Source organism: Caulobacter sp. GSs2, assembly GCF_058680895.1.
The window spans coordinates 2,188,141-2,211,667 of record NZ_CM178725.1; the positions used below are offsets into that span (position 1 = coordinate 2,188,141).

The 23,527-nt window shown below is 66.9% G+C and carries 20 protein-coding genes and 1 pseudogene; 12 read left to right on the forward strand and 9 right to left on the reverse strand.

The genetic code is table 11. The features are described 5' to 3' along the window. The first annotated feature begins 17 nt into the window (after positions 1–17). From ACW17Z_RS10635 to ACW17Z_RS10650, 4 genes are all read left to right on the forward strand, one after another. Positions 18–554 carry a D-glycero-alpha-D-manno-heptose-1,7-bisphosphate 7-phosphatase gene (locus ACW17Z_RS10635; RefSeq protein ID WP_492055982.1) on the forward strand — a complete coding sequence of 179 codons (537 nt, stop codon included), beginning with the start codon at positions 18–20 and terminating at the stop codon, positions 552–554. Between the two features lie 2 nt (positions 555–556). After that, entirely contained in the window at positions 557–1,432 is an 876-nt protein-coding gene (rfbD, locus tag ACW17Z_RS10640) for a dTDP-4-dehydrorhamnose reductase (RefSeq protein ID WP_492058513.1), read from the forward strand. A gap of 77 nt (positions 1,433–1,509) precedes the next feature. Beyond that, on the forward strand, positions 1,510–2,163 hold the full coding sequence (gene fsa, locus ACW17Z_RS10645; protein ID WP_419319410.1) for a fructose-6-phosphate aldolase: 654 nt from the start codon (positions 1,510–1,512) through the stop codon (positions 2,161–2,163). Positions 2,164–2,294: 131 nt separating this feature from the next. Beyond that, a complete protein-coding gene (locus tag ACW17Z_RS10650; protein WP_419319409.1) occupies positions 2,295–2,528 on the forward strand; it encodes a hypothetical protein in 234 nt (77 codons plus the stop codon). A gap of 91 nt (positions 2,529–2,619) precedes the next feature. Here ACW17Z_RS10650 and ACW17Z_RS10655 read toward each other — a convergent pair whose 3' ends face one another. Then, a complete protein-coding gene (locus ACW17Z_RS10655; protein ID WP_492055983.1) occupies positions 2,620–3,603 on the reverse strand; it encodes a mechanosensitive ion channel family protein in 984 nt (327 codons plus the stop codon). A gap of 10 nt (positions 3,604–3,613) precedes the next feature. Between ACW17Z_RS10655 and ACW17Z_RS10660 the strand changes: the two genes are divergently transcribed. The 3 genes from ACW17Z_RS10660 to ACW17Z_RS10670 all read left to right on the forward strand — a co-directional run bounded on the left by ACW17Z_RS10660 (position 3,614) and on the right by ACW17Z_RS10670 (position 6,260). Next, positions 3,614–3,763: a hypothetical protein gene (locus tag ACW17Z_RS10660; protein WP_492055984.1), complete on the forward strand. Its 150-nt coding sequence runs from the start codon at positions 3,614–3,616 to the stop codon at positions 3,761–3,763. Next, the gene (locus ACW17Z_RS10665) at positions 3,760–4,920 is read left to right on the forward strand and encodes a DegT/DnrJ/EryC1/StrS family aminotransferase (protein ID WP_492055985.1); all 1,161 of its coding nucleotides are present in this window, start codon (positions 3,760–3,762) and stop codon (positions 4,918–4,920) included. Before ACW17Z_RS10660 ends, ACW17Z_RS10665 begins: the two co-directional genes overlap by 4 nt. A 140-nt stretch (positions 4,921–5,060) precedes the next feature. After that, positions 5,061–6,260, forward strand: coding sequence for a multidrug effflux MFS transporter (locus ACW17Z_RS10670; protein WP_419321520.1), 1,200 nt, complete (start codon positions 5,061–5,063; stop codon positions 6,258–6,260). Between the two features lie 98 nt (positions 6,261–6,358). Here the strand turns inward: ACW17Z_RS10670 and ACW17Z_RS10675 are convergent, their stop codons facing one another. The 3 genes from ACW17Z_RS10675 to ACW17Z_RS10685 all read right to left on the reverse strand — a co-directional run bounded on the left by ACW17Z_RS10675 (position 6,359) and on the right by ACW17Z_RS10685 (position 10,535). Continuing rightward, complete coding sequence (locus ACW17Z_RS10675; protein ID WP_492055986.1) at positions 6,359–8,098, reverse strand: ATP-binding protein; 1,740 nt, start codon at positions 8,096–8,098, stop codon at positions 6,359–6,361. Between the two features lie 61 nt (positions 8,099–8,159). Further along, entirely contained in the window at positions 8,160–9,770 is a 1,611-nt protein-coding gene (locus tag ACW17Z_RS10680; protein ID WP_492055987.1) for a cisplatin damage response ATP-dependent DNA ligase, read from the reverse strand. Positions 9,771–9,812: 42 nt separating this feature from the next. After that, positions 9,813–10,535 (reverse strand): hypothetical protein, encoded by a 723-nt coding sequence (locus ACW17Z_RS10685; RefSeq protein WP_419319404.1) that lies wholly within the window; start codon positions 10,533–10,535, stop codon positions 9,813–9,815. 90 nt (positions 10,536–10,625) lie between these two features. On the opposite strand from ACW17Z_RS10685, the gene ACW17Z_RS10690 reads away from it, so the two are divergent. Next, positions 10,626–11,048, forward strand: coding sequence for a PaaI family thioesterase (locus tag ACW17Z_RS10690; RefSeq protein ID WP_492055989.1), 423 nt, complete (start codon positions 10,626–10,628; stop codon positions 11,046–11,048). Positions 11,049–11,077: 29 nt separating this feature from the next. Here ACW17Z_RS10690 and ACW17Z_RS10695 read toward each other — a convergent pair whose 3' ends face one another. The 3 genes from ACW17Z_RS10695 to ACW17Z_RS10705 form a co-directional block, all read right to left on the reverse strand. Continuing rightward, the gene (locus tag ACW17Z_RS10695) at positions 11,078–13,489 is read right to left on the reverse strand and encodes an FtsK/SpoIIIE family DNA translocase (RefSeq protein ID WP_492055990.1); all 2,412 of its coding nucleotides are present in this window, start codon (positions 13,487–13,489) and stop codon (positions 11,078–11,080) included. A gap of 183 nt (positions 13,490–13,672) precedes the next feature. Continuing rightward, positions 13,673–14,842 carry a DUF8462 domain-containing protein gene (locus tag ACW17Z_RS10700; RefSeq protein ID WP_492055991.1) on the reverse strand — a complete coding sequence of 390 codons (1,170 nt, stop codon included), beginning with the start codon at positions 14,840–14,842 and terminating at the stop codon, positions 13,673–13,675. Between the two features lie 523 nt (positions 14,843–15,365). Next, positions 15,366–16,217 carry a glutamate racemase gene (locus ACW17Z_RS10705; protein WP_492055992.1) on the reverse strand — a complete coding sequence of 284 codons (852 nt, stop codon included), beginning with the start codon at positions 16,215–16,217 and terminating at the stop codon, positions 15,366–15,368. Between the two features lie 146 nt (positions 16,218–16,363). Here ACW17Z_RS10705 and ACW17Z_RS10710 point away from each other — a divergent pair, with 146 nt between their 5' ends. The 3 genes and pseudogenes from ACW17Z_RS10710 to ACW17Z_RS10720 all read left to right on the forward strand — a co-directional run. Further along, the gene (locus ACW17Z_RS10710) at positions 16,364–18,490 is read left to right on the forward strand and encodes a M3 family metallopeptidase (RefSeq protein WP_492055993.1); all 2,127 of its coding nucleotides are present in this window, start codon (positions 16,364–16,366) and stop codon (positions 18,488–18,490) included. A 155-nt stretch (positions 18,491–18,645) separates the two neighbouring features. Continuing rightward, positions 18,646–19,626 carry a TraB/GumN family protein gene (locus ACW17Z_RS10715; RefSeq protein ID WP_492055994.1) on the forward strand — a complete coding sequence of 327 codons (981 nt, stop codon included), beginning with the start codon at positions 18,646–18,648 and terminating at the stop codon, positions 19,624–19,626. Next, a pseudogene (locus ACW17Z_RS10720) lies at positions 19,622–19,714 on the forward strand (hypothetical protein); the annotation flags it as partial. The gene ACW17Z_RS10715 and the pseudogene ACW17Z_RS10720, both read left to right, overlap by 5 nt. A gap of 49 nt (positions 19,715–19,763) precedes the next feature. Here ACW17Z_RS10720 and ACW17Z_RS10725 read toward each other — a convergent pair. Beyond that, a complete protein-coding gene (locus ACW17Z_RS10725; protein WP_492055995.1) occupies positions 19,764–20,984 on the reverse strand; it encodes an aminotransferase-like domain-containing protein in 1,221 nt (406 codons plus the stop codon). A gap of 291 nt (positions 20,985–21,275) precedes the next feature. On the opposite strand from ACW17Z_RS10725, the gene ACW17Z_RS10730 reads away from it, so the two are divergent. After that, positions 21,276–21,800: an SRPBCC family protein gene (locus ACW17Z_RS10730; protein ID WP_492055996.1), complete on the forward strand. Its 525-nt coding sequence runs from the start codon at positions 21,276–21,278 to the stop codon at positions 21,798–21,800. Between the two features lie 206 nt (positions 21,801–22,006). On the opposite strand, the gene ACW17Z_RS10735 is transcribed toward ACW17Z_RS10730, so the two are convergent. Then, entirely contained in the window at positions 22,007–23,383 is a 1,377-nt protein-coding gene (locus ACW17Z_RS10735) for an intermediate filament-like cell shape determinant CreS (RefSeq protein WP_419319394.1), read from the reverse strand. Positions 23,384–23,527 lie beyond the last annotated feature (144 nt).

Here is a 23,527-nt window from a genome sequence, read left to right on the forward strand (position 1 = left end):
GCGATAAAGCTCGACTTATGGACATCCCACCGCCCCTTCGCGCCGTCTTCCTCGACCGGGATGGCGTGCTCAATATCGATCACGGCTATATCGCCGATCCGACCCGGCTGGAGTGGATCGATGGCGCGCGCGAGGCCGTGGCGGCCATGACCCGGGCAGGCCTGACGGTGATGGTGGTCACCAACCAGTCGGGGATCGGCCGGGGCTATTTCGCGGAAGAGGCCATGCACGCCTTCCACGCCGAGATGCAGGCGCAGCTGGCGCCCCTGGGCGGCCGGATCGACGCCTTCTATTTCGCGCCCCACCACGAAGATGCGGCGATCGAGACCTATCGCGTCGTCGACCACCCTGACCGCAAGCCCAATCCCGGCATGGTGCTGCGGGGCCTGGCCGATTTCAGTCTGACGCCCGCCGAGGCGGTGATCATCGGCGACCGGTCCAGCGACGTCGAGGCCGGACGGCGCGCCGGGGTGGCGGGCCATCTGTTCCGGGGCGGCGACCTGCACGCCTTCGTCATCGAGGTGCTGGGCGACCGGGTTCCGGGCCTGAAATGACCCTGAAGGTCCTGCAGTTCGGGGCCACGGGGCAGGTCGGCCAGGCGCTGATCGCCGCGGCGACGGACAGGATCGCCCTGAAGACCCTCTCGCGCGCCGAGGTCGACCTGACCGATCCCGCAGCCGTCCGCGCCGCGATCCTGGCGGCCGACTGCGACCTGGTCTGGAACGCGGCCGCCTTCACGATGGTCGACAGGGCCGAGAGCGAGCCCGAGGCCGCCTTCGCGGTCAACGCGACCGCGCCCGGGGCCATGGCCGCCGCCTGCGCCGAGCGCGGCCTGCCCTTCATCCATCTGTCGACCGACAGCGTCTTCGACGGCCAGACGACCCGGCCCTATGTCGAGACCGATCCCGCCGAGCCGATCAGCGTCTATGGCCGCTCGAAACTGGCCGGCGAGCAGGCGGTGCTGGCCCACCCGCGCACGGCGGTGCTGCGGGTCTCCTGGGTGTTCTCACCCTATGGCCGAAACTACGTCGCCTTCATGCTGGAGCTGGGCCGCACGCGCGAGGTGCTGCAGGTGGTCGCAGACCAGTATGGCAGCCCCACCGACGGCGAGGCCCTGGCCAGGTTCATGGTCGCCAGCGTCGGGCGCTGGGCGGGCGCGGGAGCCGATGATCCGGCCTTTGGCCTGTTCCACTTCGCCAATGCCGGCGAGACCAGCCGTTTCGACTTCGCCAGGGCCGCCCTCGACCGCGACCCGCTGACCCGCGCCCGGCTGGAACCGACGACCCAGAGCGCTTTCGCCGAGGCCGCCGCCCGACCGCCGCGCTCGCCGCTGGACAGCGGCAAGCTGGCCGCGACCTTCGGTTTCACCCCCCAGCCCTGGAAGCCGGCCGTCGAGCGGGTGGCCGACCAGCTGGTCCGTAACGGCTTGTGAACTCGCCCCTGCTGGCGCGCGGCGGCCCGGCGCGATAAACCGGCCCAAAGCCCCACAAAAATCAGCGCAAGAGTCCCATGCAGATCTTCCTCGACAGCACCGACACCAAGGTCATCGCCGACCTGGCCTCCACCGGCCTCGTGGACGGCGTGACCACCAACCCGACCCTGATCGCCAAGTCGGGCCGTCCGATGCTGGAAGTGATCGCCGAGATCTGCGACCTGGTGCCCGGCCCGATCAGCGCCGAAGTGGCCGCCACCACCGCCGACGCCATGATCGCCGAAGGCACGAAGCTGGCCGGCATCGCGCCCAACGTCGTGGTCAAGATCCCGCTGACCCGCGACGGCCTGATCGCCTGCGCCGCCTTCGCCAGCGAGGGCATCTCGACCAATGTCACCCTGTGCTTCTCGCCGACCCAGGCCCTGCTGGCCGCCAAGGCCGGCGCGACCTTCGTCTCGCCGTTCATCGGCCGGCTGGACGACTATGGCTTCGACGGCATGGACCTGATCCGCGACATCCGCACCATCTATGACAATTTCGGCTACGAGACCGAGATCCTGGCCGCCTCGGTGCGCAACGTCGCCCACGTCAAGGACGCGGCCATCGTCGGCGCCGACGTCGTCACCATCCCGCCCGCCGTGTTCAGCGACCTGTTCAAGCACCCGCTGACCGACAAGGGCCTGGAACAGTTCATGAAGGACTGGGCCGGCACCGGACAATCGATCCTTTAGGGCGACCTGATGAACGGCGCCGGACTCGCCCGGCGCCGTTCATATGAACACTGATTATTTCGCTTACGCGAACTGTGTTCGCATTTGCGATCTCGTGCGTTAGGCTGGCAGCAGCCACAGGGGAGACTGTCATGGTCCCGACCGACGCCACCGCCGAGATCCGCCTTGCCGATTCCGCCGAGGCCGCCAGCTTCTCGACCTTCGTTCAGGGCTTCCTGTCGGCCAACGGTTTTCCGTTCGTGATCATCCATGACGCGCCCGAGGTCGCCGGCCACATGCGTCGCGTGGTCTTCGAGGACGCCAGGGTCAGCCGCAAGTTCGCCCAGGAATGGGTGCGGCTGCGCGGAACCCTGGGCCAGGCCTAAAGCCGCGCCAGCACCTGAGGGTGATCCTTCCAGGCCGGCATGCGGGCCCTGTAGGCGATCGTCTCGCTCTCGACCTGGGCGCGGGGCCGCCTCAGGATCCAGTCGACGGGGTCGACTTGCCCGCCCCGGATTTGCGCCGGCGCATCGGCGCCTTCAGCCCAAACAGATGATGTTCCCCTTCGCCCGGCATGGCCGGCGAGGGATCCACGGCCTTGGTCGGGCGCGGAGGTGGCAGGTCGGTGCGCGCCGGATCGTCCGACAGCAGATGGGCGGTCAGCATCAGGTCGGTCTTGACCGAGGCGAAATCCTCCCTGGCCGTCCAGGCCCGGATCGCGGCCTGGGCGAAGGCTTCGGACAGGTCGGTGACCTCGATCTGGACGGCCGGCTCCTTGCGGATGCGCGGGTCGTGCTCGGCCCGCTCGCGCAGGCGCTTGAGCACCGCGACCAGATCGGTCTTCAGCGGAACCTTGAACAGCACGTCCACACGGCGCGTACGGTGGGCCGAATAGTTCAGGATCACATCGCCGAACACCTTGCTGTTGGGGATCATCACCTTGACGTTGTCGAAGGTGGCGATCTCGGTGAACAGCAGGTCCAGCGACTTGACCGTGCCGACGCGCGTCACCGTCTCGATCACGTCGCCGACCCGATAGGGCCGAAACAGCAGGATCATCACCCCGGCGGCCACGTTCGACAGGGCGCCCTGCAGGGCCAGGCCGATGGCCAGGGACGCCGCGCCGAGGACGGCGATGATCGAGGTGGCCTGAACCCCGACCTGCTGCAGCACGGCCACCAGGCCGACGGCGATCACCGCATAGCGCACCAGCGAGGCGCCGAAGGTTTCCAGGGTCTGGTCGGGGTTGTTGCGGTGGACGCGTCCCAGGGTCCGGCGCACCACCTTGGCGGCCCAGCCGGCGACCCAGAAGGTCAGACCCAGGATCAGGGCGGCGACCACCAGATTGACCGCCACCTTGCCGACCCAGTCGAGGAAGTGCCCCAGCACGGTCTCGTCGGCCCAAATGTTGGCGACGGCGGGCAGGCGGGCGTCGGGCGGAATCACGGTGGGCTTGGTCATGGACCTCTCGATGGCGCCCCCGCGCGGAACGGTCAACGAACAGGGCCCGCAGGCCGTTCCCGACCGCGACCGCGAGGCTCCGCTTCGCGCCGGCGAAACAGTCGGTTACATCAATTGGGTCGAACTCGCCTCGATCCGCCTCTATGAGCGCCGCCCATGAGCATGCCCTTCATCGACCTGGCCGCCCAGCAACGCCGGATCCGCGACAAGATCGACGCCGCCATCGCCGGCGTGCTCGACAGCGGCGCCTATGTGATGGGTCCGCAGGTTCGCGAGTTCGAGGCCAAGCTGGCCGCCTTTGGCGAGGCCAAGCTGGCCCTGTCCTGCGCCAACGGCACCGACGCCATCGCCCTGCCGCTGATGGCCTGGGGCATCGGCAAGGGCGACGCGGTGTTCTGTCCGTCCTTCACCTTCGCCGCGACGCCCGAAGTGGTGCCGTGGGTCGATGCGACGCCGGTGTTTGTCGATATCCTGCCCGACACCTTCAACCTCGATCCCGCCGCGCTGGAGGCCGCGATCGCCGGCGTGAAGGCCGATGGCAAGCTGACGCCCAAGGTGGTGATCGCCGTCGATCTGTTCGGCCAGCCCGCCGACTATCCGGCCATCAAGGCGATCTGCGCGCGCGAGGGGATGAAGCTGATCGCCGACAGCGCCCAGGGCTTTGGCTGCACCCTGAACGGCCATCACCCGCTGCACTGGGCTGATGTGGCCACCACCAGCTTCTTCCCGGCCAAGCCGCTGGGCTGCTATGGCGACGGCGGGGCGGTGCTGACCAACGACCAGGACCTGTGGGACCTGATGGACAGCTACCGCGTCCACGGCAAGGCGGTGGCCCCGGACCTGGTGGGCCGCACCTTCGACCACGACACCAAATATCTGAACACCCGCATCGGCATGAACTCGCGGCTGGACACGATCCAAGCGGCGATCCTGATCGAGAAGCTGGCGATCTTCGCCGAGGAAATCCAGCTGCGTCAGACCGTGGCCGACCGCTATGCGGCGGGGCTCGAAGGCGCGGTGCTGGCGGTTCCCAGGGTGATCGACGGCGGCGTCTCGGTGTGGGCCCAGTACGTCATCGAACACGAAAACCGCGACGGCCTGGCCGCGCATCTGAAGACGCAGGGCATTCCCACGGCGGTCTATTATCCCGTGCCGATGCACATCCAGGCGCCCTATGCGGACTTCCCGCGCGGCGCCGGCGGCCTGCCGGTCACCGAGACCAAGGCCGAGACGGTGCTGGCCCTGCCGATGCATCCTTACCTGGAAGCGGCCGAGCAGCAGAAGATCATCGACGCGATCCGCGCCTTCAACGGCTAGGCGCGGGGCCGGCAGCGGCTAGCCGACTGTCACATCGGGGGGCTATAGGACGGGCGTAGCGTCGCGCCTTCCGCCGGACGTCGTCCAGACCGAGGCTTCCCATGTCGCACGCACAGCAGACACCCCCGCCCCATCCCGGCATGGGCTTCAGGCAGTTCGTCGCCCTGATCGCGGCGATGATGGCGACCAACGCCCTGGCCATCGACTCGATGCTGCCGGCCCTGCCGCAGATCGGCCATGCCCTGGGCGTGGCCAGCGCCAACCAGCATCAGTGGATCATTACCGCCTATCTGCTGGGCTTTGGCGCGGCGCAGCTGTTCTACGGCCCGCTGGCCGACCGTTTCGGGCGCAAGCCGGTGCTGATGATCGGCCTGGCCCTCTATGTGCTGTTCGCCGGTCTGTGCGCCTTTTCCACCTCGTTCGAGATGCTGCTGATCGCCCGCGCCCTGTGCGGCGTGGGCGCGGCCGCCACCCGGGTGCTGTCGGTGTCGATCGTCCGCGACTGCTATAGCGGCCGGGAGATGGCCAAGGTGATGTCGCTGTCGTTCATCGTCTTCCTGGCCGTGCCGATCATCGCGCCTTCGGTGGGCCAGGCCATTGTGCTGGTCGCGCCGTGGCCGTGGATCTTCCTGGTCCTGGCGATCTTCGGCCTGCTTGTCATCGCCTGGGCGGCGATCAAGCTGCCCGAGACCCTGCATCCGCAGGACCGTGTTCCGCTGGAGGCTGCGCCCGTGCTCGCGGCCTTCAAGGCCTGCCTGACCAACCGCGTCGCTATCGGCTACACCCTGGCCTCCACCCTGGTGCTGGCCGGCCTGTTCGGCTTCCTCAACTCGGCCCAGCAGGTCTTTGTCGACGTGCTGGGGGCGGGCAAGCTGTTCACCGTCATCTTCGCCGGCATTGCAGGGGGCATCGCCATCGCCTCGCTGGTCAATTCCAGGATCGTCGGCAAGCTGGGCATGCGGCGGGTCTCGCACGTGGCCCTGTGCGGCTACATCGCCTTCGCCGCCGTCCACGCGGTGATCGCCCTGACCGGCCACGAGACCCTGTGGACCTTCGCCATCCTGCAGACCTGCATGATGTTCTGCTTTGGCCTGACGATGTCGAACTTCGGCGCGCTGGCCATGGAGCCCCTGGGCCATCTGGCCGGCACAGCGGCCTCGGTGCAGGGGTTCATCACCACCATCGGCGGCGCCCTGTTCGGCTTCTGGATCGGCCAACTGTTCGACGGCACCGTGGCGCCCCTGACCCTGGGCTTCACCGGCTTTGGTCTGGCGGGCCTGATCGCCGTGCTGATCACCGAAAAGGGCCGGCTGTTCCACGCCGGGTCCGAGGCCGCCTAGAGCGAAACGCGCGATACAAGAATCGCGCGTTTCGCTCTAGCTTTTTGTTTTCGCATCGTTTTTGCGGAAAACCGGCATCCACTTTTCCGCACGATGCTCTAGGCGGCGACGGCGCGGTCCAGCGCGTCATAGAGCGCGCGGATGTCCAGCGGCTTGGCCAGCCAGTCGGTCATGCCGGCGTCGCGGCAGGCCTGGACCTCCTCGGCCGCCACCCCGGCGCTGAAGCCGATCACCGGCGTGTCGCGATTGAGACCGACGCCCGCCCGCAGTCGCCGGGTCGCCTCGCAGCCGTCCAGGCCGGGCATGTTGACGTCCATCAGCACGATGTCAAACCGTTCGGCGGCAAGATACTTCAATGCCGACAGGCCGTCCGAGGCCGTCGACAAGGTCACGCCCAGCGGTTCAAGCACCAGGGCCAGGGTGCGGCGGTTCACCTCGTGGTCGTCGACGGCCAGGACCCTCAGGGTCGAGATCTGCGGCGCGTCGCCGTCGTCACGCGCCGTGCCGACAACACTCTCCGAGCTACCCTCAGGCAGGGTCAGCGTCAGGCGGAAGATCGCGCCCCGGGGCACGGCCGCTCGGGCGTCCAGCTCGCCCCCCATAAGCCGCGCCAGCTCCCGGCTCACGGTCAGGCCCAGGCCCGTGCCGCCATAGGTGCGGGCGGTTTCCTGCGAGGCCTGGCTGTAGGGCGTGAACAGGCGGGTCATGGCCTCGGGCGCGATGCCCGCGCCATTGTCCTGCACCTCGATGACGATCTGCAGCAGGCCGTCCGCCAGCGGCTCCACCGCCAGACGCAGGTCAATGACCCCCTCGTCGCTGAACTTCACGGCATTGGACAGCAGGTTGTTGAGAATCTGCCTCAGGCGGAACGGATCGCCCTGGACCCAGACCGGCGCCTGATCGCCTGCCCCCTGGCGCAGAACCAGCCCCTTGGCGACGGCCTGGGCGGTCCAGAACCGGGTGGCGTCACCCAGCGCCCCCAGCAGGTCGAAATTGCGGGTTTCCAGACTCATGGCCCGGGCCTCGATCTTGGCCTGGTCCAGCATGTCGGTCAGCAATCCGGTCATCAGATGGCCGGCGTCGACGATCAGGTCTGCGGTGGCGGCCGTCTGGGCCGGGTGCGAGCCCCGACGGATCAGGTGGGCGCCGGCCAGGATCGCGGACAGCGGCGTACGCAGCTCATGACTGACAATGGCCGCCATGGCCGCTCGGTCAGCCACCGCCGCCTCGGCCTGGATACGGCGCGCATCCGCTTCCTCATGGGCCGCGATCACGGCCTTGCGGGCCTGATGCAGTCGCCGCCAGGTGCTGTGCACCGCTATGGTGAAAAAGACCACCATCGTCGCCAGGATCGCCACCTGGCCATAGGAGGTGCGCCACCACATCGGCAGGGTCGCCAGGCTGACCACATAGGGCGCGGCCCCCAGATAGAACAGCGGTCGGCTGTCGACGCCCGAGGCGACATTGTTCAGCAGGCCGCCGGCCAGCAGAAACAGGGCCAGGGCCATCAGGGACGGCTGGTCGCTGTACCAGAGGATCGCCGCGGCTCCGGCGTGGACCGTCGCCATGGTCAGGACAGAGACCAGCATCAGCAGGGCCCAGGCCTCGACGTGACGGGTCGGCATGCGCCCCTTGGCGAAGGGCCTGACAGCGATGAACTCCAGGGCCTGGACCGACAGGCTGGACAGCAGCCACATCCCGATCAGGTCATCACGCGAGGCCAGATGCAGGGCCCAGCTCAACAGGACCATCACACCGAGACGCGTAAAGACCTGCTTGTAACGCTCATCGGCATTGGCGGGCAGATAGGGCAGCAGGGCTGTCAGAAACTTGGACATGAACCGTCTCCCATCCTCTGGCCTAGGGCGAAACTGGCAAAGGAGACGTAAACGCTGGGCCCTAGTCCAGCAGGCGCTCTAGCGTTTTGAGTTCATCGGCCTCCCGGGCCGGCTTGTCCCAGCGGATTCGACTGATGCGCGGAAAGCGCATGGCGACCCCTGACTTGTGCCGGGTCGAGCGTTGCAGGCCCTCGAACGCCACCTCGAACACCAGGCCAAAGCCCTCGTCGGCCCGCACCGAACGCACAGGTCCGAACCGCTCAACCGTGTTGTCACGCACGAATTTGTCGATCTGCTTGAGCTCGTCATCCGTGAAGCCGAAATAGGCCTTGCCCACCGGGGTCAGGGACCGATCGCCCCGCTCGTCCTCGCGCCAGACGCCAAAGGTGTAGTCGGAATAGAAGCTCGAGCGCCGGCCGTGGCCGCGCTGGGCGTACATCAGCACCGCGTCGATCAACCGCGGATCGCGCTTCCACTTGAACCACGGCCCCTTGGGGCGACCGGGCTCATAGACGCTGTCGCGGCGCTTGAGCATCAGGCCTTCGGCGAGCCGTGCATCCCCCTCGGGCGGCTCTCCGCGCAGGACGGCCAGGGCTTCCCAGGTCTCGAACGGCTGCAGCGGCGACAGGTCGATGCGCGGACTGGCGATCCTGGCCACGAAGGCCTCCAGCCGTTCTCGGCGCGCTGTGAAGGGCAACGACCGCGGGTCGGTCTCGCCGTCCAGCAGCAGGTCATAGGCGCGGATGCCGGCGGGAAAGGCCGCCAGCTGTTTGGCGTCCACCGTCTTGCGGTTCAGGCGCTGCTGCAGATCGCCGAACGAGGCCAGGGCTCCGTCGCGGATCACCAGCAGCTCGCCGTCCAGCGCCCCGTCGAAATCCAGCGCCGCCAGAACGTCGGGAAAGGTCGCCGAGATGTCGTCGCCGGTGCGGGTATAGAGCCGCCGCTCGCCGCGCTCCGAAACCGCCTGCACGCGGATGCCGTCCCATTTCCATTCGGCCACATAGTCGGCCGGGTCGAGCCTGGCGAAATCCACGGCCTCGTCGATGGCCTGGGCCAGCATCACCGGCCGGAAGCGCCCCGGCGCGTCGGGCGAAGGCCGCTCCGACCGGCCCTCCAGCCAGGCGAACAGGTCGCCATAAGGCGGCTCCAGCGCATGCCAGACCTCCTCGATCTGCCCGATCTCGACCTTGCCCAGATTGGCGCAGGCCTGCTTGGCCAGCCGCGCCGAAACCCCCACCCGCAGGCCCCCGGTCATCAGCTTCAGCAGCGCCCAGCGGCCGTCGGGATCCAGGGCGTCCAGCCAGTCCTCGATCAGCCGCTGGACCTCGCCGCGCGAGGCGGTGCGCAGGGCCTCGACCACCTCCGACAGTTCGGGTTCACGATTGGGGCCCGGCCGCGTGGGCCAGACCAGGGCGACGGTCTCGGCCAGATCGCCGACAAAGTCGTAGGACCAGGCGAACAGCTGGGGGTCCATCCGCGCCTCGACCGCCTTGCGGATGAAGGCCGGCTTGGCCGCCGAGAACGACAGGGCCCCGGTCAGGGCCGCTAGGGCGAAACCCCGGTCGGGATCAGGCTGGCCGCGCAGAAAGTCCTCGATCAGGGTCAGCTTGGCGTTGCGCGAGCTGGTCAGGGACAGCCGGTCCAGCAGGTGGGCGAAGGCGCGCATGGACATCGAACGCCTCCCCTCGGCTCCGGTTCAGGTCATCTCGACGGGTCAGGCCGAACGGGCTTCGTCCAGCTGGCCCAGGATCATGATCTTCTGCCAGATCTTGCGCCCCAGGTCCGACGTCAGGGTCTCGATGTCGTTGACGGCCGAAACAATGACCGGATCATCGCTCTCGCCGGCATAGAGCGCCGCCAGCTTGGCGGTCAGGGCCAGCATCTCGGCGCAATAGTCCAGATAGCGGGCCAGCTGGAAGCGGTTCATCTCGCGTACCGGCGAGGACGGCGTTCGCGGCCCCAGCACCAGGGTCGGGTCCTTGGTCAGCTGGTGCATGTCGATGACGTGGGCGAACGAGCGCAGCTCGTGCAGCGCCTTCTGCACCCGGCCGCGCTTCCAGCGGGTTTCCAGCGAGACCAGGAACCAGGCTGCGGCGCCCGACAACAGGATCAGATTGACCGCCGGCTCCAGCCCCTGGGCCAGGCGCAGCGCGTCGGCGCCGCGCAGGGTGGCCAGCCAGTCCAGCCGGGCGATCAGGGCCAGCTCGGCCAGGATCGCGACCAGCACCACGGCCAGAACCAGAAGGCGCAGCCCCAGATAGGGTCGCGACAGCCGCCTGGCCCTCTGGGCGGTGGTGCGCGCCGTCAGGGTCAGCTGCTCGCAGACCTGGGCCAGACCGGAGTCGGGAAAGCGCTCGGCGACGCGGATGCGCAGATGGTCCAGCGTGTCGACCACCTTGGCCGCATCCAGCTTTCGCGCGCCGTTGTCCCTGGCCATCGGATCCCCCATTGCGGGCCGACGCTAGCATGCCGAGGGCGCTTGCGGTCAATTCAAACACATGTTTGAATTGCCGATCGGAGACCGGCCATGACCTTCCAGCCGCCAGAGCCCTTCACGCTTCATACGCGTCACAGCCCCCTGACCACGCCGTGGGAGCCGCTCTATGCCGACATTCGCGAGGACCGCTGGGTGCTGGGCATCGAGATCCGCGAGCCCCATACCAATTCGCGCGGCGCCCCGCATGGCGGCCTGATCGCCGCCCTGGCCGACAACGCCATGGGCCTGTCGTGCGGCGTGATGCTGAAGGCGCTGAACATCCCGTCCAGCGGACTGGTCACCGTCTCCCTGAGTCTGGACTATCTGGGCGCGGCGAAGCTGGGCCAGTGGCTGACGTTCGACACCGACTTCATCAAGCCCGGCAAGAGCCTGTGCTACGCCGACGCCACGGTGCGGGCCGACGGCAAGCCAGTGGCGCGGGCCCATGCGACGTTCAAGGTGGCCGGGGCGTAAGGCGGCGGGCTTTTGGCTCGAGACGCGCCCTACAGCCCCGGGGGCGGCGGCGCCAGGATCTCGCGCTTGCCGGCGTGGTTGGCGGCGCCGACCACACCCTCCTTCTCCATCCGCTCCATCAGGGATGCGGCCCGGTTGTAGCCGATCTGCAGGCGGCGCTGGATGTAGCTGGTCGAGGCCTTGCGGTCGCGGGTGACCACGGCCACGGCGTGGTCGTAGAGATCGTTGGCCCCGCCCTCGCCGCCGAAGGCGCCCTCGATGGCCTCTTCCTGTTCCTCGTCGCCGCCGGCGGTGACTTCTTCCAGATAGTTGGGCGTGCCCTGGTCGCGCAGGAACCTGGCCACGGCCTCGACCTCGCCGTCGCTGACGAACGGACCGTGCAGGCGCGTGACCCGCCCGCCGCCGGCCATGTAGAGCATGTCGCCTTGGCCCAGCAGCTGCTCGGCGCCCTGCTCGCCCAGGATGGTGCGGGCGTCGATCTTGCTGGTCACCTGGAAGCTGATCCGGGTGGGGAAGTTGGCCTTGATGGTGCCGGTGATCACGTCGACCGACGGGCGCTGGGTAGCCATGATCAGGTGGATGCCGGCGGCGCGGGCCATCTGGGCCAGGCGCTGGACGGCGCCTTCGATGTCCTTGCCGGCCACCATCATCAGGTCGGCGACCTCGTCGATCACCACGACCAGATAGGGCATGGGCTCGGGACGGATCTGCTCGGTCTCGTAGATCGGCCGACCGGCGTCGTCGAACCCCGTCTGAACGGTACGCTCGAAATGCTCGCCCTTGTCGAGGGCCTCATTGGCCTTGTCGTTGAAGCCGCCGATGTTGCGCACGCCGATCTTGGACATCCGCCGATAGCGGTCCTCCATTTCGCGCACGGTCCATTTCAGGGCGACGATGGCCTTCTTGGGATCGGTGACGACCGGCGCCAGCAGGTGCGGGATGCCGTCATAGACGGACAGTTCCAGCATCTTGGGGTCGATCATGATGAAGCGGCACTTGTCCGGCGGCAGCTTGTAGAGGATCGACAGGATGATGGCGTTGACCCCCACCGACTTGCCCGAGCCGGTGGTGCCGGCGATCAGCAGGTGGGGCATCTTGGCCAGGTCGGCGATATAGGGCTCACCGCCGATGGTTTCGCCCAGGGCCATGGGCAGGATCGACGTGGACTTGTCGTAGTCGTTGCTGGACAGCAGGTCGCGCAGATAGACCGTCTCGCGCTTGGAATTGGGCATCTCGATGCCGATGGCGTTGCGACCCTGGGCCACGGCCACGCGGCACGAGATCACGCTCATCGAGCGGGCAATGTCGTCGGCCAGGGCCACGACCCGGGCGGTCTTGACGCCCGGCGCGGGCACCAGCTCGTACATGGTGACCACGGGGCCGGGACGGATCTGGTCGATCTGGCCCTTGACCCCGAACTCGGCCAGCACGCTTTCCAGCAGGCGGGCGTTCTGGCGCAGGGCGGCGGCGTCAACCTCGGACGAGCGCGGCTTGGCCTTGGCCAGCATGGCCAGCTCGGGCAGCTGGAAGCCGCCCTCGTCATTGAAATTGAAGGCTTTCTGCTGTTCGCGCTGCTCGCGGCCGCTGTCCTTGGGCAGGGTCTTGGGCTTGGCGATGGCCAGCGGGCGGGCCGCGACGGGCTCGTCCTCGTCCGCGTCGTCATGGGCGGCGGACGGCGGCGTATAGGCCTGTTCGGGAACCTCGACCTCGGGCCGGGCCGGGCGACGCGGCGGGATGGGGGTCTCGACGGCCTTGCGGGCGCGCGGCGCCTTGGGCGCGGGGGCCGCAGGCTCAGGCTCGGCGCGTTCACGCGGCTGCAGGGCGTCGCCGACGGCGTGGGCGATGGCTTCCGGGTCGAACCGGCGGAAGCCGATGGCGTAGCCCAGAGCGATGGCGGCGCCGATGGCCAGCAGGATGGCGGCGATCAGCCGGGCGCCGGGCACGCGGGCGAAATCGAAGATGGCGGCGATCAGGTGCAGCAGGCCGTCGCCCCAGAACCCGCCGAGGCCCTTTTCCAGCGGCCAGGCGGCCGGCGGGGCCGGCGCCGACAGCAGACCGGCCAGGGCCAGCAGGCCCAGGGTCCCGATACCGGCGCGCTGGCGCAGGTCGCGCCGCTCGGCGGCCGGATCGGCCTGCGATACGCGGGTGACGCCAAACACCAGCATCAGCAGAGCGGCGCCCCAGCCGGCCAGGCCCAGGGACTGGATCATGATATCGGCCACGGCCGCGCCCGCCCCGCCCAGGGCGTTGGTCGGGCTTTGCCCCGTGGCGGCGTTCAGGCTGGGATCGGCGGCGTTATAGGTGGCGACGGCCAGCAGCAGGCCGGCGCCCACCACGGTGACCAGGCCGCCGCGGAACCGCGCCGACCAGGGCTGGGCCCAGCCGTAGCGGATCGCATCCCAGAAGAGCTCCGCCGTTGTACGCCGCGCCGCTCGCGCCATGAAACACCCCAAGCACCAAGTCCAGCCGGGATGTTGTGCGCCAAGAGGGTTAAGGGGCGTTTACGCTGATCGTCATCGCGACGATTCAGATGGTCGCAGCTTACGCCGCCGTGGTCGGAAATTGGGCGGTATGGATCGATCGCGGACAGTTTCACGAAGACATTAGACGCCCGATTTGGCTACTCAGTTCGGCATGGCGCGTTTCATATACTCATCGAACAACGGCACAGTGAAGGCTGTGTCGCCATACGAGGGTGAGTAAATCATCCCCTTTTTTATCAGATTATTTCGGGTGGGCGCGACGCTGGTGGCTTTCACTTCAAGTTTCTCCGCGATGTCGCCTGAACGATGAGGTCCAGGCCCCAATTCAGCGAGGGCTCGCATGTATTTCTTTTCGCCCGGAGTGCATCGTTCGAAACGTACTTTGAAGAAACTTTCGTCTAGTGCACGGATTGCGATCGGCGTTGCCTGATCAACATCCGCCTTCGTTATAACTCTACCGCGGGCAGCATTCCACGAATCGTGAGCCCATTGCTGAAGGAAGTAGGGATAACAGGCCGTCAGACGCATAATCTCTCTGATCGCATCTTCTTCGAACTGAACACCCTCTAATTTGGCGGGGTTTTCGATTGCTGCGATAGCGTCAGGTTCGCTTAATGCTCCGATGGCGGGATAGGTGAATAGTCTCTCCGCGTAGGATTTGGAGTTCCCGGCAAGGCCAAGCAGCTGGGGCAAACCCGCACCAATCACTGCCATTGGTAGAACCTTTTGGTTCACCTTGTGCATAGCCATGATGAGCGCACTCATCTCAAGAGATGAGAGATATTGTAGCTCATCAATGATGATTGCGACTGGGCGACCAGCTGATTTCGCAGCTTCGCCGAGTGCGGCAATCATTTCAGGCAAATCCGCCTCCAGATCGCCACTGTCCGCTGCTCCGGCCTCAGCCTCGACACCAATTTCGAAGCCTGCGAAACCGATCGTAACTCCGCTCAGGAAGCTCTTCAGAACACGAAGTCCGCGCCTTGCTTTGTCCTTTGCCCCCTCCACCATGCTCAGAGAGAAGAGGGCCTTCCGCATTCCCGGGACTAGCAATTCAGGAAGGGTCTTCCCTTCATGAGCTTCGATGTCGAGAACTATGAACCCCTCGTCTTCGGCCATTGATTGCGCCCGTACTAAGAGGACGGTTTTCCCAACGCCACGGAGTCCAACCATCAGCGGGTACTGGATGGGCCTGCCTTGTGCGCATCGCTTCAGGGAGACTTCAATCTTCTGAAGAACGTCAGCCCGGCCGGCGAGTTCTGGCGGCGGATTGCCTGCTCCGGGGGCGTACGGATTACGGACGGGATCCATAGATATAGCTACTTTAGTAAGTTATACGGAGATCGTCGTATAACCCTGTTGGCACCGCCTAGCTAGGGGGTTTATGTGGTTATGCGGAGTTCGCGACATAACTCGATAAACTCCCAACTGCCGTGTTGGCTTTTGATGCACTAGCCAGTTTATGTGGTTATGCGGAGTTCGCGATATAACTCGATAAACTCCCAACTGCCGAGTTGGCTTCTGATGCATCTAACCAGTTTATACGGTTATGCGGAGTTCGCGATATAACTCGATAAACTCCCAACTGCCGAGTTGGCTTCTGATGCATTAGCCAGTTTATGTGGTTATGCGGAGTTTGCGTCATAACTCCGTAAACTCGCTGCTACCGAGTTGGCCTTGATGCACTTAGCGAGTTTATATGGTTATGCGCAGTTGGTGCCATAACTTGATAAACTTCCTAATTCGCGAACTGGTTTTGACGCGACTAACGAAGCGTCAATTGGCGCCCGACTAGATAAATAGCAGCTGTGCGTGCCGGCCTTGGAGAAAGGCCTTACGCCGCCTCAAGCCGCAGCGGCCCGCCCCAGAAGCTCTCGACCAGGCCGTTCTGCGGCCCCGGCTCACCGGTGGTCAGGAAAACCCGGCTGCCGCCCGTCCCTGGATCCAGCTCCGGATGACGCTCCAGATAGAGCTCCAGCGCGTCAGCGGTCGCGGCGGGCTGCTGGATCAGCGGTGTGCCGGCCGGCAGGGCGGCGCGGAAGATGTCGGCGATGATCTCGTAGTGGGTGCAGCCCAGCACCACCCGGTCCGGATGGCGACCGATGCGGGTCTTCAGGGCCTGGACATGGGCCTCGACGGCCTTGGCCAGTTCGACGGCGCCGGCGTCGGCCTCGATCATCGGAACCAGGTCGCCGCAGGGCTGGGAGAACACCGCCAGGTCCTGTTTACGCTTGTCGATCTCGATCTCGTAGACGCGCGAGCGGGCCGTGGCGGGGGTGGAGAACACGCCCAGCACGTCCAGCTGTTCGACCTTGTCGCCGCGCCGCTCGGCCTCGTGCTCCCACGGCAGGCCGGTGGCCGCCTCGATGGTCGGCACGATGATGCCCAGGATGTTGACGGGGCGGCCCAGTTGCTTGCGATAGCCGGGCAGCCAGGTCTGCTGCAGACGGCGCAGGGCGATGGCGCTGGCGGTGTTGCAGGCCAGAACGACCAGACTGGCCCCGGTCTCGAACAGGCGCTCGCAGCCGGCGCGCGTGAGATCGACGATCTCCTCGCCGGTGCGCACGCCATAGGGCGCGTTGGCCTGGTCGGCCAGATAGGTGAAATCCGCCTGCGGGAGGCGTTGCACGAGAGCGCGGTGGACGGAAAGACCGCCAACCCCTGAGTCAAAGACGCCGATGGACATGGCGCTGGTTTAGCCTTGCCCGCGCGTTTCGTCCACGCTGCCACGCTGCCGCTTTTCGGCCGAGGTCAAAGGTTACGGTCCTGTCATGTGACGGCGGCCCGGGGCTGGCCTAGGGTCGCCGCCAACACTTCCACCGGAGATCATCCGTGCAACGTCGTACCTTCCTCGCATCAGCCGCCGCCACCGGCGTCGCCGCGACCCTCAATCCGAGTTTCGCCATGGCCGCCGACGGCAATCCCATGCTCGCCAAGTGGACGGGCCCCTATGGCGGCGTGCCGGCCTTCGACAAGGTCAAGGTCGCCGACTTCAAGCCGGCCCTGGAAGCGGCCATGGCCAAGAACCTGGCCGAGATCGACGCCATCACCGCCAACACCGCCGCGCCGACCTTCGACAACACCATCGCCGCCCTGGAAGACAGCGGCCGGACCCTGTCGGACCTCTACTGCTATTACGGCATCTGGGGCGGCAATATGAGCACGCCGGAGTTCCAGACGGTCGAGGAGGAGATGGACCCCAAGCTGGCCAGCTTCGGCGACAAGATCACCCAGAACGCCGCGCTCTTCAAACGCATCGAGACGATCTACAACGCGCCGGACAAGGCCAAGCTGACCTCCGAGCAGCAGCGCGTGCTGTGGATCTACTACACCAACTTCGTGCGGGCCGGCGCCAAGCTCGACCCCGCCGCCAAGGCCCGGGTCGCGGCGATCAACACCGAGATGGCCGGCTATTTCACCAAGTTCAGCCAGAACCTGCTGGCCGACGAAAACACCTATATCGAGCTGACGCAGGCCGATCTGGTCGGCCTGCCCGACTCGCTGAAAGGCAATGCAGCGTCCAATGCCGCGCAGCGCAAGCTGGCGGGCAAGTCCATCATCGTCAACACGCGCTCCAGCGTGGACCCCTACCTGACCTATTCGCCGGTGCGCGCCACCCGCGAGAAGGTCTGGAAAGCCTTCGTCAATCGCGGCGATGGCGGCGGCGCCACCGACAACAACGCCCTGATCGCCAAGATCCTCAAGCTGCGCGTCGAGCGCGCCAAGCTGCTGGGCTTCAAGACCCACGCCCACTGGCGCCTGGAAAACGCCATGGCCAAGACGCCTGAACGGGCCATGGCCCTGATGGAGGCGGTGTGGACCCCGGCCATTGCCCAGGTGGCCATCGATGTGGCGGCCATGCAGGCCATCGTCGATGCGGAAAAGGGCGGCTTCAAGATCGAGCCGTGGGACTATCGCTACTATGCCGAGAAGGTCCGCAAGGCCAAGTACGACCTCGATATGAACGAGGTGAAGCCGTACATGCAGCTGGAAAAGCTGCGCGAGGCGATGTTCTGGGCCTCGGGCGAGGTCTATGGCTTCCAGTACAGCAAGGTCGAAGGCCTGCCGGTCTATCACGAGGACATCACCGTCTATGAGGTGACCCGCGCCGGCAAGCATGTGGGCCTGTGGTACTTTGATCCCTATGCCCGCGAGGGCAAGCGCTCGGGCGCGTGGATGAACGCCTATCGCACCCAAGAGCGGTTCAAGGGCGAGATCACCACGCTGGTGTCCAACAATTCCAACTTCATCAAGGGCGCGCCTGGCGAGCCGGTGCTGATCTCGTGGGATGACGCCACCACCCTGTTCCACGAATTTGGCCACGCCATCCATGGCCTCAACGCCAACGCCACCTATCCGACAGTGTCGGGTACGAACGTGGCGCGCGACTATGTGGAGTTCCCCAGCCAGCTGAACGAGCACTGGCTGCCGACCCCGCAGGTGCTGAGCAAGTTCTGCGTCCACTACAAGACCGGCGAGCCGATCCCCCAGGCCCTGGTCGACAAGATCAAGGCCGCCGACAAGTTCAACCAGGGCTTCGCCACCACCGAATACCTGGCCAGCGCCCTGATCGACATGAAGCTGCACCTGGCCGGCGACGTCGACATCGATCCGGACAAGTTCGAGCGCGACGAGCTGACGAAGCTGGGCATGCCCAAGGAGATCGTCATGCGCCACCGCACGCCGCAGTTCGGTCACGTGTTCTCCGGCGACGGCTATTCGGCCGGCTATTACAGCTATCTGTGGGCTGACACCCTGACCGCCGACGTCGCCGAGGCCTTCCAGGAGGCTCCCGGTGGCTTCTACGACAAGCCGACCGGCCAGCGGCTGATCGACACCATCATGTCCAAGGGCAATTCGGTCGATCCGGTCGACCAGTTCAAGGCCTTCCGCGGCCGCGACGTGAAGATCGGCGCCCTGATGCGCGATCGTGGCTTCCCGGTGCCGCCGGGGGCTTAAGCGCCGCTCTCACCTCCAAAAAGCTTGTCATCCCGGAAGCCTCGCAGAGGCTATCCGGGACCCAGGGGCAGCCGCAACGCGTTGGCCCTGGGTCCCGGCTCTCCCCCCGGCCTTCGCCGGGGTGCGGCCGGGATGACAAGGTTTAAAGAGACGACATGACGTTCGTAAAACCATCTTTCGTCGCGCTTGCGACCGCCGCCCTGCTCTTAACGGCGACCGCCCACGCCCAGACCGTCGACCTGGGGCCCGCCCCCGACGGTCCCGGCAGCGCGGTGGTCGAGGAACTGCTGGTGGTCGCCCGCGCCCCTGGTCCTGCGATCTGGCTGGTCGAGAAGGGCGGCGCGAAGCTCTATGTCGTCGGCGCGGCCGCGCCCCTGCCCCATCAGATGGCCTGGAAAAGTCCCCGCCTGGAACGGGCCCTCGATCAGGCCGACCTGTTACTGGCCCCGCCCAAGGCCTCGGTCGGTCCGGGCCAGATCGCCGGTTTCGTGCTCAAGGGCGGCGCGGGCCTGCGTCAGGGTCTGGGCGACAGGCTGGAAGACGAGCTGCCGCCGGACCTGAAGGCCCGCTTCATCTCGGGCCGCACCCGAGCCAAGAAGAGCGCCGGCGAGTACAAGAACTGGACGCCGGCCATTGCGGGATTCCTGCTGCTGTCAGACTTCCGCCAGGCCGCCGGGCTGTCCGAAGCCAAGCCGGTCAGCACGATCGAGCGCATGGCCAGGGCCCGCAAGGTCAGGATCAAGGCCATGGGCCAGTACCGCATGAGCGCGGTGGTCAGCGCCGCCGGCAAGCTGTCGAAGGACGCCCAGCTGGCCTGCCTGACGGATGCCCTCGACGAGCTGGAATATGAAGGCGGCCGGCCCACCACCATCGGTTCGGACTGGGCGCGCGGGGATCTGGCCAGTGTCCGCGCCCGCTATTCCGCCAGCGCCGCCCAGCGCTGCCTGTTGCGATCGCCCGGCGGGGCCAAACTGCTGGAGCAGCAGATCGGCCAGTCGGCTGCGGCGTTGTCGAGCGCGCTGAACCGGCCGGGCGTCACGGTGGCGGTGGTCGATCTGGCCTTTCTGCTGCCGGCCAATGGGGTGCTGGACCGGCTGAAGGCGGGCGGGGCGACGGTGACCTCGCCGCCGGATTAGAACTCATAAATTTTGTCATCCCGGCCGCAGCGAAGCGGAGAGCCGGGACCCAGGGGCCAATGCAATGCGGCTGCCCCTGGGTCCCGGATAGCCTCTGCGAGGCTTCCGGGATGACAAGGATTTATGGGCTCTGGCCCCTACCCCATCCGCCCAATCAACCGCGCCAGCCGGGCCACGCCGTCCTCGATCTGCGCGGCGTCGGGCAGCGAATAGCTGAGCCGCAGGGCGTTGGCGGTCGGAACCTCGGCGAAGAACGGCTCGCCGGGCACGAAGGCGACGCGCTCCTCGGCCAGGGCCCGTTCCAGCACGACCTTGCCGTCCAGCCCCGGCGGCAGCCAGACCCAGACAAACATGCCGCCCTGCGGCCGCGACCAGGTGACGCCGGCCGGCATGTGGCGCCCCAGGGCGGCCATGATGGTGCGGGCGTTGGCGCCATAGGCCGATCGCAGCATGCCCAGATGCTGGTCATAGCCCTCGACCACGGCGCGATGGGCGACCATCTGGTTGATGGTCGAGACATGCAGGTCGGCGCCCTGTTTCAGCAGCACCAGCTTCTCGATCACCGCGCGGGGCCCGCAGACCCAGCCGATGCGCAGGGCCGGCGACAGGGTCTTGGAGAAGGTGCCGCAAAACAGGGTGCGGACCTGCTCGATCCCGCCCGACCGGGCGATGTCCAGCGTCAGCAGGGTCGGCAGGGCCTCGCCGCTGAAGCGCAGCTCGCGATAGGCGGCGTCCTCGATCAGGGTCATGTCCAGATCGCCGGCCAGGTCGAGCAGGGTTTCGCGCTCGGCCAGGGTCAGGCTCTGGCCGGTGGGATTGGCGAAGTCGGGGACGAAATAGCCCAAGGCCCCGGTCGCCCGCTCGCGCGCCGCGGCGTCCAGCCCCTCGACCAGTCCGGCTTCCGGCAAATCCAGATAGGCCGGCTCATAGCCGTTGAAGGCCTGCAGCGCGCCCAGATAGGTCGGCCGGGCCACCATCACAGTGTCGCCGCGCGTCAGGAACAGCTTGCCCAGCAGGTCCAAGGCCTGCTGCGAGCCGGCGGTCAGCATGATGTTGTCTGGCCCGCACGGCATGCCGTCGCGGGTCATGCGTTCGGCGATCCAGTCGCGCAGCGGCAGATAGCCCTCGCTGACTGAATATTGCAGGGCCTGGGCCGCCAGTTTCGGATCGGCCAGGATGGCGTCATAGCCGGCCTGGATGCGTTGGGTGGGAAACAGGCCCGGATTGGGGATGCCGCCGGCGAACGACAGGATGTCGGGCTGGTCCAGCAGCTTCAGAAGTTCGCGGATCTCGCTGGCGCGGACGCGGGTCATGCGCTCGCTGAAACGCCTGGCCCAGTCGGGAGTGGTGGTGGTCATGTCGTTGAATGTCCGTAGATTTCGCTGACGGCTTGGCCGTCCATGAGCCGCAAGCGCGGCGTCTCGCCCGATCAGGTCAGGAGCGTCATACGGAGCGGATAAGGTCCTGCGCGCGACGGAGCCCAAAGCCCCGGCGACCGCTCTGGGTCGTGGTCATGGGCAAAGCCTAGCGCGATCATTCCGCGAAGGGAACGCCCCCGGCGCCCCTGGACAAGGTTTAAGCGTCGATCGCTTGACGCCGGCGGCGCGCGGCGGGAACCCTGCGAGGCGTCATCAACGGGGAAGCGTCACATGAAGCTCTGGATTTCCGTCGCCGTCCTGGCGCTGACCGCCACGGCCGCCCGCGCCGAGGTCACCGACGCCACCCCCGGCGGCTTCCAGGTTCGGCACGAGGTCGAGATCGCCGCTCCGGCCGCCCGGGTCTGGGCTGCCCTCGTCCAGCCCTCCACCTGGTGGGACAGCCGCCACACCTGGTCGGGCTCGGCGGCCAACCTGTCGCTGGCCCCGGCCTCGGGCGGCTGTTTCTGCGAAAGGCTGCCGAACGGCGGCTCGGTGCTGCACATGAGCACCGTCAACGCCGCGCCCAATCAGAAGCTGGTTCTGTTCGGGGCGCTGGGTCCGCTGCAAAGCAGCGGCGCGGCCGGCCATCTGGGCTTTGGGCTGGCGGAAAAGGAAGGCAAGACCACCCTGACCGTCACCTATGACGTCGGCGGCTACATGAAGGGCGGTCTCAATGCGATCGCCGCGCCGGTCGACGGCGTGATCGGCCAGCAGGTCGCGCGGCTCAAGCGCCAGGTCGAGACCGGAAACCCGTAACGGATTGAGCGCTGAACTCATTGTCATCCCGGACAAGCGCGTAGCGCGCAGATCCGGGACCGACGCCTGAACGCTGCGCTCCGGATCGGTCCCGGCTCTACAGGCCACTACGCGGCCTTCCGGCCGGGATGACACAGGAAAGCCCCAACAAAAAAGGGCGGCCACGAGGGCCGCCCTTTTCCGGACTTTGGGGTCGGGGGAAAGGTTTAGCCGGCCTGGGCCATATCGCCTTCGGTGGCGCCCAGCAGGGCCATTTGCAGGCGCGAGCGGTCGCGGCGGGCCGCTTCCAGGGCGCCTTCGGACAGGGCGGCTTCGGAGGTGAGGCGCTCGATCTGGGCCTGCAGCTCGCCGAGCTTTTCCTCGTTCTGGCGGCGCGCGGTATCCTGGGCCTCCTGCATGACTTCCAGGCGGACGCGCAGCTGGTTGGCGCGCTCCTCGGCCCGTTGCAGGGTCTTGTCGTGGGCGACAGCGGCCTTGGCCAGCTGGTCGGCGCGCTCGATGGCGGCGGCGCGGGCGGTGTCGACGCCGGCGTGACGCTGACGCAGGCCTTCGCCCTCGTCTTCCAGCGAGCGGATACGGTCGAGGGCGCGTTCCAGGGCGACGTTCAGATCACCTGCCCGGCGTTCGACGGCCTGCTGCTGGGCGCTGGACTCGGCCAGGCGCTGCGAGATCTGGCCGTTCATTTCTTCCAGCTTGTCGGCGCGGCCGGTCGCGGTTTCCAGACGGGTCTGCAGGGCCGAGATCTCGGCGCGGCCGGCCTCGACCTGGCTTTCCAGACCGCGAATGGTGCGGCCCGAGTCCGCCTGGTGCACGGCCAGGGCGTTTTCAGCGGCCTGGATGCGCGCGCGTTCGGCGGCGATCTGGGCTTCCAGATCGGTTTCGATGCGCGACAGGCGGGCGATGTCGATGCCGGCCTGGTCGATGCGCTTCTTCAGGGTCGCCACTTCCTCGACGAGGAGGGCGTTTTCCTGGTTGGCGCGGGCCAGCGAGGCCTCGGCCTCGCCACGGCGGGTGTCGATGTCCTGGCTCTGGGTGCGCAGGGTGTCGACGTCCTGGACCAGATGTTCGATGCGGGCGGTAGCGTCGCGCAGCGAGGCGTCGAGATTGCCGACCTTGAGATCGGACTGCAGCAGGCCGTTGCGCAGGCGATCGATCTCGAGGGCATTGTCCTCGAGGGTGGAGTCCTGGGCCTGGATGCGGGCGTCGGATTCGCCCAGCGCCGTGCGGGTGACGGCCAGCTTGGCGGTGAGCTCGCGCTCCTCGGTCTGGGCCAGGGCGACCTGGCGCAGGGCCTGTTCGTAATTCGTGCGCAGGGCGATCAGTTCGGCGTGCTCGGCGCGGCGGGCTTCGAACTCTTCGGCGACCGGCTGGCGGATCTCGGCCAGCAGAGGCTCGATGGCCCGCAGGTGCTCTACGACGCGGCTGATGCTGTCGAGGCCGCCATGGATGGTCTCATAACGGACGCCGATGGCCTGGGTGGATTCGATCAGCCGCTCGGCGAATTCCGGCCGCCCGGCGTCTTCGACCAGCATGGCCGGCTTGACGGTCTTCGTGTCACGCACGTTCTTCGACAGAAGCCGCATCTCGCCCATCCCCTTGATCAACCCAAGGCCCCGTGAGCGCCGACGGCACGATAGCCGCCAAGCCCCGAATCCCTTGCCCAGAAGTTAACAAAATAGTCGAAGGTCAAGGCGAATGTCGAGGGCGCTAGCGTCGCACCCGCGCTG